15 protein-coding genes are annotated in these 14,028 nt (G+C 65.2%); 9 read left to right on the top strand and 6 right to left on the bottom strand.

Features of this window, described 5'->3' with window-relative positions:
• Positions 1 to 159: 159 nt before the first annotated feature.
• Complete coding sequence (locus GM910_RS16075; protein WP_159588981.1) at positions 160 to 1,311, bottom strand: Gfo/Idh/MocA family protein; 1,152 nt, start codon at positions 1,309 to 1,311, stop codon at positions 160 to 162.
• A 150-nt stretch (positions 1,312 to 1,461) separates the two neighbouring features.
• Here GM910_RS16075 and GM910_RS16080 point away from each other — a divergent pair, with 150 nt between their 5' ends.
• The 6 genes from GM910_RS16080 (at position 1,462) to GM910_RS16105 (ending at position 6,967) form a co-directional block, all read left to right on the top strand.
• Complete coding sequence (locus GM910_RS16080; protein WP_159588983.1) at positions 1,462 to 2,313, top strand: sugar phosphate isomerase/epimerase family protein; 852 nt, start codon at positions 1,462 to 1,464, stop codon at positions 2,311 to 2,313.
• Positions 2,314 to 2,424: 111 nt separating this feature from the next.
• The gene (locus GM910_RS16085; protein ID WP_159588985.1) at positions 2,425 to 3,456 is read left to right on the top strand and encodes a Bug family tripartite tricarboxylate transporter substrate binding protein; all 1,032 of its coding nucleotides are present in this window, start codon (positions 2,425 to 2,427) and stop codon (positions 3,454 to 3,456) included.
• Positions 3,457 to 3,620: 164 nt separating this feature from the next.
• Positions 3,621 to 4,154, top strand: a complete 534-nt coding sequence (locus GM910_RS16090; protein WP_159588987.1) for a tripartite tricarboxylate transporter TctB family protein — start codon at positions 3,621 to 3,623, stop codon at positions 4,152 to 4,154.
• A gap of 16 nt (positions 4,155 to 4,170) precedes the next feature.
• Positions 4,171 to 5,694 (top strand): tripartite tricarboxylate transporter permease, encoded by a 1,524-nt coding sequence (locus tag GM910_RS16095; RefSeq protein WP_159588989.1) that lies wholly within the window; start codon positions 4,171 to 4,173, stop codon positions 5,692 to 5,694.
• Complete coding sequence (locus GM910_RS16100; RefSeq protein WP_159588991.1) at positions 5,645 to 6,328, top strand: TetR/AcrR family transcriptional regulator; 684 nt, start codon at positions 5,645 to 5,647, stop codon at positions 6,326 to 6,328. Before GM910_RS16095 ends, GM910_RS16100 begins: the two co-directional genes overlap by 50 nt.
• Positions 6,329 to 6,469: 141 nt before the next feature.
• Positions 6,470 to 6,967, top strand: coding sequence for a hypothetical protein (locus tag GM910_RS16105; RefSeq protein ID WP_201285524.1), 498 nt, complete (start codon positions 6,470 to 6,472; stop codon positions 6,965 to 6,967).
• Between the two features lie 8 nt (positions 6,968 to 6,975).
• Here the strand turns inward: GM910_RS16105 and GM910_RS16110 are convergent, their stop codons facing one another.
• A complete protein-coding gene (locus GM910_RS16110) occupies positions 6,976 to 7,641 on the bottom strand; it encodes a TetR/AcrR family transcriptional regulator (RefSeq protein ID WP_159588993.1) in 666 nt (221 codons plus the stop codon).
• 197 nt (positions 7,642 to 7,838) lie between these two features.
• Here GM910_RS16110 and GM910_RS16115 point away from each other — a divergent pair, with 197 nt between their 5' ends.
• The 3 genes from GM910_RS16115 (at position 7,839) to GM910_RS16125 (ending at position 9,845) form a co-directional block, all read left to right on the top strand.
• Positions 7,839 to 8,276, top strand: coding sequence for a DUF2267 domain-containing protein (locus GM910_RS16115; RefSeq protein ID WP_159588995.1), 438 nt, complete (start codon positions 7,839 to 7,841; stop codon positions 8,274 to 8,276).
• Positions 8,277 to 8,502: 226 nt separating this feature from the next.
• Positions 8,503 to 9,165 (top strand): dienelactone hydrolase family protein, encoded by a 663-nt coding sequence (locus GM910_RS16120; RefSeq protein ID WP_159588997.1) that lies wholly within the window; start codon positions 8,503 to 8,505, stop codon positions 9,163 to 9,165.
• A gap of 5 nt (positions 9,166 to 9,170) precedes the next feature.
• On the top strand, positions 9,171 to 9,845 hold the full coding sequence (locus GM910_RS16125; RefSeq protein ID WP_159588999.1) for a phosphoribosyltransferase: 675 nt from the start codon (positions 9,171 to 9,173) through the stop codon (positions 9,843 to 9,845).
• 266 nt (positions 9,846 to 10,111) lie between these two features.
• On the opposite strand, the gene GM910_RS16135 is transcribed toward GM910_RS16125, so the two are convergent.
• The 4 genes from GM910_RS16135 to GM910_RS16150 form a co-directional block, all read right to left on the bottom strand.
• On the bottom strand, positions 10,112 to 11,398 hold the full coding sequence (locus GM910_RS16135; protein WP_159589001.1) for an L-fuconate dehydratase: 1,287 nt from the start codon (positions 11,396 to 11,398) through the stop codon (positions 10,112 to 10,114).
• Positions 11,399 to 11,421: 23 nt separating this feature from the next.
• Positions 11,422 to 12,153 carry an SDR family oxidoreductase gene (locus GM910_RS16140; RefSeq protein ID WP_159589003.1) on the bottom strand — a complete coding sequence of 244 codons (732 nt, stop codon included), beginning with the start codon at positions 12,151 to 12,153 and terminating at the stop codon, positions 11,422 to 11,424.
• A gap of 76 nt (positions 12,154 to 12,229) precedes the next feature.
• On the bottom strand, positions 12,230 to 12,694 hold the full coding sequence (locus GM910_RS16145) for a MaoC/PaaZ C-terminal domain-containing protein (RefSeq protein WP_159589005.1): 465 nt from the start codon (positions 12,692 to 12,694) through the stop codon (positions 12,230 to 12,232).
• Between the two features lie 178 nt (positions 12,695 to 12,872).
• On the bottom strand, positions 12,873 to 13,940 hold the full coding sequence (locus GM910_RS16150; protein WP_159589007.1) for a Gfo/Idh/MocA family protein: 1,068 nt from the start codon (positions 13,938 to 13,940) through the stop codon (positions 12,873 to 12,875).
• Positions 13,941 to 14,028 lie beyond the last annotated feature (88 nt).

A 14,028-nucleotide genomic window follows, 5' to 3' on the forward strand; every position in this document is an offset into this window, starting at 1 on the left:
TGGGGTCAATCCCACACGCGTCATCCCGGCCGAGCGGAGCGAGGGCCGGGATCCATTCCGTGACATCGATGTTCCGGAATGGGTCCCGGACAGCCTCCGCTTCGCTCCGGCTTCCGGGATGACGCGCGTTGAGTTAACTTGAGCTGAATCCATGACACCTTAGAACTCCAGTTCCGGCACATCCAGCCACCGCCGTTCGGCCCACGACTTCAAGCCCAGCTCGGCGAGCTGCACGCCCTTGGCGCCGGCCTCGAGACCGTAGGCCCACGGAGCGTCCTCGGCCACGTGGCGCAGGAACTGTTCCCACTGCACCTTGAAGCCGTTGTCGGCGGGCCAGTTGTCCGGCACCTCCTCCCAATCGTCGAAGAAGTTCATGGTCTGCGGCTGGTCCGGGTTCCACACGGGCTTCGGCGTGTTGACGCGGTGCTGCGTCCAGCACTTGTGGAGGCCGGCGACGGCCGAGCCATGTGTGCCGTCGACCTGGAAGGTCACGAGATCGTCGCGGCGCACGCGCACCGCCCAGCTCGAATTGATATGGGCGACGATGCCGCCTTCCAATTCGAAGGTGGCGTAGGCCGCGTCGTCTGCATCCGCCTTATAGGGCTTACCCTGCTCGTCCACACGCTCTGGGATATGGGTGGCGCCGAGGCAGGAGACCGCCTTGACCGGTGCGAAGGTGTTGTCGAGCACGTAGCGCCAGTGGCACAGCATGTCGATGATGATGCCGCCGCCATCGGCCTTGCGGTAGTTCCAGGAGGGGCGCTGCGCGGGCTGCCAGTCGCCCTCGAAGACCCAGTAGCCGAACTCGCCGCGCACCGAGAGGATCTTGCCGAAGAAGCCGCTATCGCGCAGCATCTTGAGCTTCATGAGGCCGGGCAGGAACAGCTTGTCCTGCACCACGCCGTGCTTGAGGCCGGAGGCGCGGGCCTTCCTGGCGATGTCGACGGCGACGGCAAGCTCGTCCGAGGTCGGCTTCTCGCAGTAGACGTGCTTGCCGGCAGCGAGCGCCTTCTCCAGGAGGCCGGCGCGGATTTTCGTGGCTCCGGCATCGAAGAAGATTTCGTCGTCCTTGCCCGCGAGCGCGGCGTCGAGATCGTCGGTGAAGCGCGAGACGTTGTGCTTCTTGGCGATCGCCCCCACTTTCTCGATGTTGCGGCCGACCAGGATCGGGTCCACCACAAGCGTATCGCCGTTGGCAAGGGCGATGCCGCCCTGGTCGCGGATGGCCAGGATGGACCTGACGAGATGCTGGTTGTAGCCCATCCGCCCGGTGATTCCGTGCATGATGATGCCGATGCGCCGCTGGGCCATGAATCCTCCCTAGGAAACTTCTCACTTGTAACTACCCAGTTACTTACTTAGGCGAAAGCGGAGTGTCAAGCCGGGCCTGGTGCATATGCGAGCCTTGACAGGCGCCGACCCTTCCTACCGACATAGGGGAGCCGAAATCGAGGAGAAGGCATGCAGATCACCCTGTGCAACGAGGTCCTCAGGCCGATGACCCTCACCGAGCAATGCGCCTTCGCGCGCGATGTCGGCTATGACGGGCTGGAGGTGGCGCCGTTCACGCTCGCCGAGGACCCGACGCGCATGACCGCGGGAGAGATCGCCGACGCGCGGCGGACGGTCGAGGATCACGGTCTCGTGGTCTCCAGCCTGCATTGGCTGACCATGGCCCCAGCTGGGCTCGATCTCACCGCGCTCGACGCGCAAGCGGTTGCGCGGACGCGGGAGGCCCTCATACGGCTGGTGGACCTTGCGGCGGGGCTCGGCGCCGGCGTCATCGTGCACGGCTCGCCGGCACAGCGGCGGCTTGGCAGCGAGCCCGAGCGCCAGCGTGCCGTTGCCATGGCGCATTTCGAGGCGGCGGCACGACGGGCGGGCGAGCACGGCATCGCCTATTGCCTGGAGGCCATCAACCGCAAGGAATGCAACTTCCTCAACACGATTGCCGAGGCCGATGCGATGATCGCCGAGATTGGCGCGCCGGCGCTGAAGCTCATGCTGGATGTGTGCCACGCCGCGCAGGAGGAAGAGGAAAGCCTCGCCGCCCTTGCCACCCGGTATATCCGGGAGGGCATGCTCGCACACATCCAGCTCAACGCGGCGAACCGGCGTGGACCGGGAGAGGGGACAAGCCCCGACGGCCCCGACGCCATAGCGCCGCTTCTGCGGGCGCTTATGGACGGCGACTATCGGGGAGCGCTGGCGATGGAACCGTTCGAATATGTACCCGACGGCCCGGCCTGCGCGGCCCGCGCCGTCGGCTATGTGCGTGGGGTTCTGGACGGGCTTGACGGAAACGCGGGTTAAGGAACTAACCAGTTACTTACTTGACAGGCCACCGAACTGACTTCACAGTTCTGGCCCAACGCCGGGGGCCGAATAGGGCTGCGGCGTTGAAGCACATCAAGGGAGGAAACCATGGGTCTTTTGACCAGAGCCGCGCTCGGCGTGGCCGTATCCGCATTCGCGCTTTCCGCCGCCGCGCCGGCCCTTGCCCAGGAGTGGCAGCCGGATCGCCCCATCAACATCATCGTGCCCTGGGGGGCCGGCGGCTCGACCGACCAGGTGACCCGCGTCACCGCGCCGATCCTTGCCGAAGAGCTTGGCCAGGCTGTGGTGGTGGTCAACCAGCCGGGCGCCTCGGGCGCCGTCGGCACGCAGGAGGTGCTGAACGCGCCGAAGGACGGCTATACCTGGACAGCCAACGCCATCGCCAACAACGCCACCTATTCGGTGACCGGGCTGGTGCCCGACACCAGCATCGACGACTGGCACATCTATCTGTCGGTCGCCAACGTTCCCGTCGTCTCGGTGCCGTCCGACAGCGAGTTCGAGGATTTCGGGCAGTTGCTCGAAGCCTTCAAGGAGCGGGGCGGCGAGATCACCGTCGGCACGGCGGGCGTCACCTCCTCCGGCGGCATGGCGATTGCCGGCCTGGGCACGGAAGGTGAATTCGAATACCGCATGGTGACCTATGACGGCGGCGGGCCGGCCGCGATCGCCACCGCGGCGGGCGAAGCCATGGTCACCACGCAGCTTGCCGTGGAGCAGGCCGAGCTGATCCGCGGCGGCCGCCTGCGTCCGCTTGCGGTCTTGAGCGACCAGCCGCTGACCATCGAGGGCGTGGATCCCATCCCGCCGATTACCGAATGGCTGCCGGAATTCCCCATCGCACCGGACTATTTCGGCATCTTCATCCCACAGGGCGTGCCCGAGGAGGTGGTGGCGACGGTGAACCGCATCTGGGAGGAGAAGGTGATGAACTCCGAGGCGCTGAAGAACTATGCCCAAACCAACGGTGCCGTCTTCGCTCCCTCCTATGGCGAGGAAGCGCGTGAAGTGGCCATGCCGGTGGTGATCGAGGAGGCCTGCGCGGCGGAAGAGCGCGGCCTGGAGGTGAACGACCCCTCGACCATCGGCATCGACTGCGAGACGAAGAGCGAGATGTAGCCCGAGCGGGCTAGAGCAATTCCAGGAAACCGGTTTTCCGTCCGGAATTGCGACAAAACAACGAGTTGGATCAGTTCATCGATTCCAACGAAACGATGAACCGGTCGAGCGAAAAGCCGGCACCCTTCCGGGGTGTCGGCAATACCGGCAGATCAGAGGTATTCATGACCGATCCTTCGGCCGATCCGCAGACGGAACGCCATATGAACCGTGTCGATCTCATCACCGGCGGCGTGTTCGCGGTGCTGGGACTGGCGATCGCCTACCTGTCCTGGACCATGCCCCGGCTGGAAATGCGCGGCATCCACCCTGCCACCGTGCCGGGCCTCGTGCCCGGCCTCCTGGGGCTTGCTCTGGCGTTTTGCGGCGCCGTGCTTGGCCTCAAAGCCTATCGCGAGGGGCGCGGCGCGGGGGGCTGGAGCGATCTCCTGGCGCTCTTCCGCACCGAAGAGGCGGGGCGTTTCTGCGCCGTGGCGGGGCTGGCGCTCGTCTATGCGCTCGTTCTGGTGGGGCTCTTGCCGTTCTGGCTCGCCAGCACGGCCTTCGTCTTCGCCTTCATCGTCGTCTTCGAGGCCTGGCTGTCGCCGCAGCCAAGGCCGCTTCTGCGCTCAGCCCTCTGGGCAGCCGTCCAGGGTGTGATCGTCGGCGTCGCCGTCACCCTCGTCTTCCAATACGGCTTCCTCGTTCGCCTGCCCTAACCCGAGAGCTCAATACATGCCTGAAGGCCTTACCCTTCTTGGACACGGCATCGCCCATTTCCTCACCTGGGAGGGGTTGTTCAACCTCGCCTGGGCGAGCCTGCTCGGCATCGTCATCGGCGCGCTTCCGGGCCTGACGGCGACCATGGGCGTGGCGCTGCTCGTCACGCTCACCTACAAGATGCCGCCGGACCAGGCGATCCTGTGCCTGATGGCGCTCTACGTGGGGGCGATCTATGGCGGCAGCCGGTCGGCCATCCTGCTCGCCATTCCCGGCACCCCGGCAAGTGCCGCCACCACGCTCGACGGCTATCCCCTGGCACGCGCCGGCAAGGCCGGCATGGCCATGGGGATCGCCACCACCTCCTCGGCGCTCGGCACGCTGGTCGGCATCTTCTTTCTGGCGCTGATCGCGCCTTGGCTGGCTGAATTCGCGCTGCGCTTCGGCTCCTATGAGTTCTTCTGGCTGGCGTTGTTCGGCGTCCTGATCTCGGGCCGGCTGACCGCCATCGAGGATCCGTTGAAAGGCTATATCGCCGGCATTCTGGGGCTGCTCGCGGCGATGATCGGCATGGAAGGCCTGCATGCCTTTCAGCGCTTCACCTTCGGTGTCAGTGCGCTCGGCGGCGGCATCAACCTCATCCCTGCCATGGTCGGCGCCTTCGGCTTCGCCGAGATCCTCGCGGTCATGAAGCGGCGCTTTACGGCCGAGCTCGTCACCAGCGACGACAGGGTGCTGCCGCGGCTGGCCGATATCACGCGCTACTGGCGCACCACGATCCGCTCCGGCATCGTCGGCACGATCGCCGGCATCATCCCCGGCGTCGGCGAGGACATAGGCGCCTGGGCCTCCTACGCGGCCGCACGGCGCGCGAGCAAGGAGGCCGACCAGTTCGGCAAGGGCTCCATCGAGGGGCTGGTGGCCGCGGAGACCGGCAATTCGGCGGTCATCCCCGGCGCCATGATCCCCACGCTCACCCTGGCGCTGCCGGGCTCGGCGGCGGCCGCGGTGCTGATTGCCGCGATGTTCATCCACGGCATCAGGCCCGGGCCGCTGCTGATGACCGAGAATCCCGCTTTCCTTTATCAGATCGTCGGCATTCTGCTTCTGACGACCATCGCCATCACCGTCTTCGGCCTGTCGCTTACCAAGCTCCTGGTGCGCGTGCTGCTCGTCCCGCGCGAGAAGCTGATGCCGGTGGTCTATGTGCTGTGCGTGGTCGGCTCCTTCGCCATCACCCAGCGCATGTTCGACGTCTATGTGATGATCGCCTTCGGGCTGATCGGCTTCGTCTTGCGCGAGATGCGCTATCCGATGGCGCCGCTGGTTCTGGGCATCGTTCTCGGCGACCTGCTCGACGTCAATCTGCGCCGCGGCCTGCTTCTGTCGGACGGCGACGTCACGCCCTTCTTCACGCGACCGATCAGCGCCGTGCTCTTCGCGATCATCGCGGTGACGATCCTCATGAGCCTGCCCATGGTGAGCCGACGTGTCACGGACCTCTTCAAGCGCCTCGACCCGCAGCGCCGTGCCGGCTGAAGCGCAGGCGCCCCGCACCCGCGATCCCGTCCGCACAAGGGCGGCGATCCTGGCGGCGGCGCGCGTGGAGTTTTCAGAGCGCGGGCTCGAAGGCGCGCGCATCGATGCCATCGCCGCAAGGGCGGCCACCAACAAGCGCATGCTCTACCACTATTTCGGCAACAAGGACGCGCTCTACTGCGCCGTCCTGGAGGAGGCCTATCGCGAGATCCGCGAAGGCGAGCGGGCGCTGCAGCTCGACCAGTACGAGCCGGTGGAGGCGGTCGAGCGGCTCGTGCGCTTCACCTTCCGCCATTTCCTCGAATGCCCGTGGTTCATCGCGTTGCTCACCAACGAGAACCTCATGAAGGCGCGTTACCTGCGCACCCTGCCGGAGATGCACGGCCTGCATTCGCCCCTCGTCGACCAGTTGCGCAAGCTCATCCGCCGCGGCGGCCGGAGCGGCGTCTTCCGCCTCGGCATCGATCCCGTGCAGCTCTACATTTCCATCGCCGCGCTCGGCTATTTCTACGTCTCCAACAACGCCACGCTTTCGGTGATCTTCGATACCGACCTTTCAAGCAACGCCCACATCGCGGCGCGCGAGGCGCATGCGGTCGAGATGGTGCTCGATCATTTGCGGGTGAAGGCTTGAGGCAAGGGCTAAGGCGGGGATGACCCGACCTAATCTCATCTGGCTATAGACGTCCTCACACGGTGTTGTGTTGTTGTGATCGGCGGCCAGTCGTATCGGTATGTCCCATGTTATCGCCGAGCAGCATAGCCGGAGACGATCATGGATATCAGGAGAGGTGCCGTTCACAATTGTCGTTTGGCATTGGCTGCCGTCGTGTCGGGGTTTGCAGCGGTGGCCGTTGCCGGCGCGGAGCCACAGGTCATTGAGCTGACGCAAACGGCCTGCCAGTTCCTCGAGTCCGAAGATGGTGTCGATCACGGTTTCAAGTCGAGCAAGAAGGCCGACTGCGATGCGATCAACGCAAAAACGGGAAAGGAGCGGCTGGCAAAGGCCGAGGTGCTCACGCTTGAGCCCGGCGATTACATCTTCAGGGTGACGAACAGGGATGTACCCTACGAACTCGGGTTCTGGCTGCGCGACGCCGACTACGATTTCCGCAATCCGTTGCACAAGCTGACCAAGACCAGCGTGTCGGGCGGCGGTCTGTTCGTTGGCGATACGCAAGAGTACGAAGTCACCCTCAAACCCGGTGAGTATTTCTACTCCTGCCCGCTCAACACCACGCCCGACTACCGCCTCGTTGTGAGTGCCGACTGACCTGCCTACTACCCCGCCCTCACCGAAGCCAGCACCGTCTTCACCACATGAGCCTCCCACTCGGCAAGGCGGGCGGGGTCGGAAAGGTTGCGGCCGAAGATGGCCGACAGGGTGTGGCGGTTGGAGAGGTAGAAATAGCCGAGCGCGGCGATGGTGATGTAGACGTTGATGGGGTCGATGCCGGGCCGGAAGAGGCCGTCTTCGGCGCCGCGCCGAAGCACCTCCGCCAGCTCGGTGACGAAGTGCGAGTGCATCTCCATCAGCTTGCGCGAGCCCCGCAGGTGCTCCGCATTGTGGAGGTTCTCCGTATTGAGCAGGCTGATGAATTCCGGGTGCTTCAAGAAGTAGTGCCAGGTGAAGCGCGACAGTTCCGACAGCGCCTCCTCCGGTGCCTTGTGGGCAAGGTCCAGCTCGCGCTCGGCCGAGCGGATCGCGCCGTAGGCGGCTTCAAGGACGGCGACGTAGAGGCCGATCTTGTCGCCGAAATAGTGGTAGAGCATGCGCTTGTTGGTGCCGGCGCGCTCGGCGATCATGTCGACCCGCGCCCCGCCGATGCCCTTCTCCGCGAATTCCGCGGTCGCCGCCTCGAGGATGGCAGCCTGCGTGCGCTCCGGGTCGCGGCTTACCTTCTGCCGGCCTCCCTGCGCCGGCTTCACCTTGATATCGCTCCCCAACTGCGTCTCTCCACTGTGCGTTTTCCCACGCTGGGACAATGCCTTATAGCCGACGGCCGGCGAAAGGCTCAATCGCGGGCAATTTTTTACGCCGCCGCGCCGAACATTCGCCCGTTCTGTTGCTTAGAATAAGAGAACCGGACAGCGCCCGACGCATTCGCGCATTCGTCAGCAAAGACAGTTGGAAGGGCTGAACGATGACCGCTACAGGCCTAGAAGTTTTCGACAAGACCGTCCAGACAACGAACATCTGGCTCAACGAGATCATGGACGACCATGGCGACGACCGCCATGTCGCGTGGCACATACTGGGTGCGGTGCTCAAGGCGCTGCGGGACAGGCTTCCCGCCGACCTCTCGGCCCATCTGGGCGCCGAGCTGCCCATTCTGGTGCGCGGCCTCTACTACGACCAGTATCAGCCGTCACAGCAGCCGCGGGTCACCCGTACCCTCGACGACTTTCTGGAGCAGGTCCAGGAGGGGCTGAAGGACACCAGGCCGGTCAACTCGACTGAGGCCACGCGCACGGTCTTCCGCGTCATCGCCCATCACGTCGACCTCGGACAGTCGGCCAAGGTGCGCGAGGCTCTGCCGAAGGATGTTCAGGCGCTGTGGCTGGAGACGGTGGGAACCTGAGATAAGGCAGAGGCGGGATGGCCGATGCCTAGAGCATGATCCCGAAAAGTGGATACCGGTTTTCGGATAAGATCATGCTAAAACAAAGAGATAGATCGTGATGCCGATTCCAGGAAAAGGTATCACGATCTAGCCGTCGTCCGGTTCGACGGAACCAGCGCGGTGACACGGGTTGCGGCCGAGCGGCCGCAGGGAACCCCGAGATATATCCGTCTGGAGCTTAGAGATGGCACGGATAGCAAGCGACGTACGGGAAGTCCGCATTGATCCCGAAGGGCTCGACGGCTTCCTCGGCGTGCCGCCGGACGCCCAGGGCATCGTCATCTTCGCTCACGGCAGTGGCAGCGGCCGGCACAGCCCGCGCAACAATTACGTCGCCACGCAACTCAGGAAGGCGGGGCTGGCGACCTTCCTGCTCGACCTCCTGACGCCCTCCGAGGAGGCAGACCGGCGCAACGTATTCGACATCCCGCTGCTCGCCTCGCGCCTCGAGCGGGCAACCCGGTGGGTCGCCAGCGCGGCCGACACGGCCCATCTTAATCCCGGCTATTTCGGTGCCAGCACCGGCGCCGCCGCGGCGCTGACGGCGGCGGCGGATGCCGGATCGCCCATCGGTGCGGTCGTCTCGCGCGGCGGCAGGCCGGATATGGCATTATCCGTCCTGTCAAAGGTTCGGGCGCCGACGCTGCTCCTCGTCGGCAGCCTCGACGGCCCGGTCATCGACATGAACCGGCAGGCATACGACGCGCTCTCCTCAAAGAAGAGCCTCATCATCGTCGAGGGTGCAAGCCATCTTTTCGAGGAACCGGGCAAGCTCGACGAGGTTGTCCGCCACGCGACGGAGTGGTTCCTGACCCACTTGACGGATAGAGTGGGGACGTCAGGATGATCGACATGTTCGCCACGCAAACGGAATTCAACGACCGCCACGAAGCCGGGCAACGCCTGGCAGAGGCGCTCGAGCACCTCAAGGAGGAGAATCCGCTGGTGCTTGCCCTGCCGCGCGGCGGCGTGCCTGTCGCTTTCGAGGTGGCCAAGGCGCTTCAGGCGCAGATCGACCTCCTGATGGTGCGCAAGCTCGGTGCCCCGGGCCATCCCGAATACGGCATCGGCGCGCTGGTCGACGGCGCCGACCCGCAGCTCGTGCTGAACGAGGAGGCCATGCAGGTGGTCAAGCCGTCTCCCGAATATGTGGAGGCGGAGAAGCAGCGGCAGTTGGCGGAGATCGAAAGGCGGCGCGAGACCTATTTCGCCGGCCGGCAGCCGATCCCGCTCGCCGGCCGCACGGTGATCGTCGTCGACGACGGCATCGCCACCGGTGGCACGGTGCGCGTGGCGCTGAAGGCGCTGCGTCGTGCAAAGGTCAAGCGCGCGGTTCTGGCGGTGCCCGTCGCCCCGCGCGACACGCTCGATTCGCTGAAGGCCGATGCCGACGAGGTTGTGTGCCTCGCGGCGCCGCTGAATTTCCGCGCCGTCGGGCTGCATTACCGGAATTTTAGCCAGACAAGCGATGCGGAGGTGGTGCGGCTCTTGAACGCCGCGCGCGAATGGCTGCCCGAGCCGCAATAGCGACGCGCATCTTCTACTTCGTCATTCGCGGCGGCAACCGGCACTCGGTCGACGCGCGGATCGGCCGCGAGTTCTAGAGCGGGATGAATTTAAACCGGGTCATTCCCGCGCGCGTCATCCCGGAAAGCCGAAGGCTTGTCCGGGATCCATTTCGTGACTCGTCCACGTTCCGGAATGGGTCCCGGACAGCCTTCGCTATCGCTCCGGCTTCCGGGATGACGCGCGCGGGAATGACCCGGCTTGAATTCATCGTCCTCTGAAGCCCGTTAGCGCGGGGCCTGCTCCACCTCGTAGGTCCTGATCGATTCCGGCTTCATCTGGATCGAGAAGCCCGGCGCCCGGGGCGGCATGTAGGCCGCGTTCTCGATCACGCAGGGCTCCAGGAAGTGCTCGTGCAGGTGGTCGACATATTCGATCACCCGGCCTTCCTTATCGCCGGAGACGGCGACGTAGTCGATCATGGAAAGGTGCTGCACGTATTCGCACAGGCCGACGCCGCCGGCGTGCGGCCAGACGGGCAGGTCGTACTTGGCGGCCATGAGGAGCACGGCCAGCACCTCGTTGAGCCCGCCCATGCGGCAGGCGTCGATCTGCACCACGTCGATGGCGCCGCCGGCAATCATCTGCTTGAAAACGATGCGGTTCTGGCACATCTCGCCGGTGGCGACCTTCACCGGGGCCACCGCCTTGCGGATCTTCGCGTGGCCGGCGATGTCGTCGGGGCTGGTCGGCTCCTCGATGAAATAGGGCTTGGCGAAGGAAAGGCGCTTCACCCAGTCGATAGCCTCCCCGACTTCCCACACCTGGTTGGCGTCGATCATGAGATAGCGGTCGGGGCCGAGCACCTCACGGGCGATCTTCAGCCGCCTTACGTCGTCGTCGAGATCGCGGCCGACCTTCAGCTTCACATGGTTGAAGCCGGCGTCCACCGCCTCCTGGCAGAGCCGCCGCAATTTGTCGTCGGGATAGCCGAGCCAGCCGGCCGAGGTGGTGTAGCAGGCGTAGCCCTCGCGCTTCAGCGTGGCGATGCGCTCGGCCTTGCCCTTCTCGGTGCGCTTGAGGATGGCGAGCGCCTCCTCCGGCGTGATGGCGTCGGTGAGATAGCGGAAGTCGACGATGCCGACGATCTCCTCCGGGCTCATCTCCGCCACCAATTGCCAGACCGGCTTTTCCTCGGCTTTCGCCCACAGGTCCCAGACGGCGTTGACGACGGCACCGGTGGCAAGGTGCATTGCGCCCTTGTCCGGGCCGATCCAGCGCAACTGGCTGTCGCCCGTGACGTGGCGCCAGAAGCGGGAGGGGCTTTCCCTGATCCAGTCGAGCTCCAACCCCACCACTAGGTGCCGCATCGCCTCGATGGCGCGGCAGCAGATGTCGTTGCCGCGGCCGATGGTGAAGGTGAGGCCATGGCCCTCGAGGCCCGGCGTGTCGGTCTCAAGCACCACATAGGCGGCGGAGTAGTCCGGATCCGGGTTCATGGCGTCGGAGCCGTCGAGCGACTGCGAGGTGGGGAAGCGCAGGTCGTGGGTGCTGAGGTCGGTGATGCGGGTCACGTGGGTCTCTTCGAATAGTGGCGTCAGATCGTCCAGCCGCCATCGATGGCGTAGGCCTGGCCGGAAGTGTATGTGGCGCCGGCGAGATAGACGGCGAGGTCGGCGATCTCCTCCGGCGTGCCGAGCCGGCCCATGGGCTGGCGGGCGATGAAGGCCTCGCGCGCGGCCTCGTAGTCGCCGGTGGCCATCAGCCGCTCCTTGAGCGACGGGCTTTCAACCGTGCCTGGGCAGATGGCGTTGCAGCGTATGCCCTCGGCCACATAGTCGGCGGCCACGGCCTTGGTGAGGCCGATGACGGCGGCCTTGGTGGTGCCGTAGGCGAAGCGGTTGGGCACGCCCTTCACGCTGGAGGCGACGGACGACATGTTGACGATCGCCCCGCCGCCGCGCTCGATCATGCCGGGAAGGACGGCGCGGATGGTGCGCACCATGGCCTTGACGTTCAAGTCGAAGGCGAAGTCGAGGTCCTCGTCCTTCATCTCCAGCACCGAGCCGCCATGCACCACGCCGGCGCAGTTGAAGAGCACGTCGACGGTGCCGATCTCGGCCACCAGCGCCTTGACCGCGGCGTCGTCGAGCACGTCGAGCTTGCGCGTGGCGATGCCATTCTCGCCTTCGAGATCGGCCAGCAGCTTTTCGTTGATATCGGTGGCATAGACCTTCGCCCCGGCGCGCGCGAAGGCCAGCGCGCTGGCGCGGCCGATGCCTTGGGCGGCGGCGGTGATGAGGGCGGTTTTGTCTTGCAGGTTGGTCATTGGGGGTCTCCGGGTAGCGAATAGTGATTAGTGAGTAGAGATGGCCAAAGCGGCGGCAAGCGCTTATTCCTACTCTCTATTCACTACTCACTATTCGCTTCTTCTTCCTCTCCACCACATAGATGTGATCGGCCGCCAGCACCACCTCGTCGCGCTGGTTCATCACCTCGCAGCGCTCGATCACCCGGCCGGCGTCGGCGCGCTTCGGGTCGTCATGCTTTTCGGCGATGGTGGTCTTCGTGCGGATCGTGTCGCCGATGAAGACCGGGCGGACGAAGCGCAGGCGGTCATAGCCGTAGGAGAAGGCAACCGGGTTGATGACGTTGGCCGTCAGCCCGACGCCGATGGAAAAGACCATCGTGCCGTGGGCGATGCGCTGGCCGAAGGGCGTCGACTTCATGAACTCCGCATCCATGTGATGCGGGAAGAAATCGCCCGTGTGGCCGGCATGGACGACGAAATCGGTCTCGGTGATGGTGCGCCCCGTCGTGATGCGCGCCGAGCCGATCTCGTAGTCCTCGAAATATATTACTTGTTCCATCGTCTTCCGCCTGTCGAATTGGAGTTTACGCCTGCGGCCGCGTCATCCCGGAAGCCGGAGCGTGAGCGGAGGCTGTCCGGGACCCATTCCGGAACGTGGAAGAGCCACGGAATGGGTCCCCGACAAACCTGCGGTTTTCCGGGATGACGGCGTCGCACATTACTTCCAGCTCCATGGCTCAGGGCCTCTTCTCCAGCGATGTGGCAGGGGCCGCGCTCGACCGGTAGGCCGCTTCCACCAGCGCCATGGTGTTCCAGGCGTCTTCCACCGAGCTGACGAGATCTGCGTCCTCGCCGGAGGCGAAGCGCTGCAGATTGGCCATGCGCCCGGCAAACGCGTCGGGGAACCAGGCGCCTTCAAGCGGCACGTTCACCCAGCCTTCGCCGCCGTCCGGGTGGATCTCCAGAATATCCGGCTCGCCGCGCGGGTAGTCGAGGTTGACGCCAAGCTTCAGATAGGCGGCGCCCTTCGTGCCGCAGATGCGGAACTCGCAGGCCTGGTACCTGCGGCCGAAATCGTGGTCGTGGTTGACCGACAGGGCGCAGCGCACCTTTTCGCCATAGTCGAGGATGGCGCTGGTGCGCGTCTGCGCGACGTCGTGGTTCGGATGGCCCAGGGTCTTGGCATATACGCCCTTCGGGTCGCCCAGCACCTGGCGGATAAGGTCGAGATAGTGGATCGAATGCATGGCGATCTCGATGCGCGGCAGGCCCTTGAGGAAGGGCCAGAGCTGCCATGGCGTTGCAAGCGCCAGCCAGGCGTCGAAATCCACCACCTCGCCCAGATACCTCTTGGCAATGGCATCCTTCAGCGCCAGCATCATGGGCGCGAAGCGGAGCTGGAAGTTGACGGCGGCCCTGAGGTTCTTTTGCCGGCAAACGGTGAGGATTTCCGTCGCGCCATCAAGGTCGCTGCCCATCGGCTTCTGGATGAGCGCGGCCGCGCCGTCGGGCAGGACGCGCAGCACATCGACGTGACGGGCGGGAGGTGTGGCAAGGTCGAAGACCGCGCCTTCGACGGCGGCTGCCTCCTCGACGGAGGCGAAGGCCTTCACGCCCCACTCGGCGGCCAGCTTTTCCACTTTCTCGCAGTCCGGGTCGTAGAGACCGGCGACGGGGAAGCCCGCCTTGCGGTAAGCGGGGAAATGCGCATCGCCGACGATGGAGCCGGCGCCGAAGGTGACGATGGGGCGCGGGTCCTTGGGTGCCGGCCAGGATTGGGCGAGGGCGGTGGGGTCAAATGCCACGGGCGCCTCCCGTCTGCCATTTCCCCTCCCCCTGAGGGGAGAGCAATCGCATATGGATTCTTGAGTCCTTGATGGAACCCCCACCCCT

Source organism: Chelativorans xinjiangensis, from assembly GCF_009812055.1.
Classification (GTDB): Bacteria; Pseudomonadota; Alphaproteobacteria; order Rhizobiales; family Rhizobiaceae; genus Chelativorans; species Chelativorans xinjiangense.

Coding starts and splice junctions, on each gene's coding strand:
- GM910_RS16105 (WP_201285524.1), top strand. CDS start 6,470: ATGGATATCAGGAGAGGTGCCGTTCACAATTGTCGTTTGGCATTGGCT.
- GM910_RS16075 (WP_159588981.1), bottom strand. CDS start 1,311: ATGGCCCAGCGGCGCATCGGCATCATCATGCACGGAATCACCGGGCGG.
- GM910_RS16120 (WP_159588997.1), top strand. CDS start 8,503: ATGGCACGGATAGCAAGCGACGTACGGGAAGTCCGCATTGATCCCGAA.
- GM910_RS16095 (WP_159588989.1), top strand. CDS start 4,171: ATGCCTGAAGGCCTTACCCTTCTTGGACACGGCATCGCCCATTTCCTC.
- GM910_RS16125 (WP_159588999.1), top strand. CDS start 9,171: ATGTTCGCCACGCAAACGGAATTCAACGACCGCCACGAAGCCGGGCAA.
- GM910_RS16085 (WP_159588985.1), top strand. CDS start 2,425: ATGGGTCTTTTGACCAGAGCCGCGCTCGGCGTGGCCGTATCCGCATTC.
- GM910_RS16080 (WP_159588983.1), top strand. CDS start 1,462: ATGCAGATCACCCTGTGCAACGAGGTCCTCAGGCCGATGACCCTCACC.
- GM910_RS16090 (WP_159588987.1), top strand. CDS start 3,621: ATGACCGATCCTTCGGCCGATCCGCAGACGGAACGCCATATGAACCGT.
- GM910_RS16115 (WP_159588995.1), top strand. CDS start 7,839: ATGACCGCTACAGGCCTAGAAGTTTTCGACAAGACCGTCCAGACAACG.
- GM910_RS16145 (WP_159589005.1), bottom strand. CDS start 12,694: ATGGAACAAGTAATATATTTCGAGGACTACGAGATCGGCTCGGCGCGC.
- GM910_RS16140 (WP_159589003.1), bottom strand. CDS start 12,153: ATGACCAACCTGCAAGACAAAACCGCCCTCATCACCGCCGCCGCCCAA.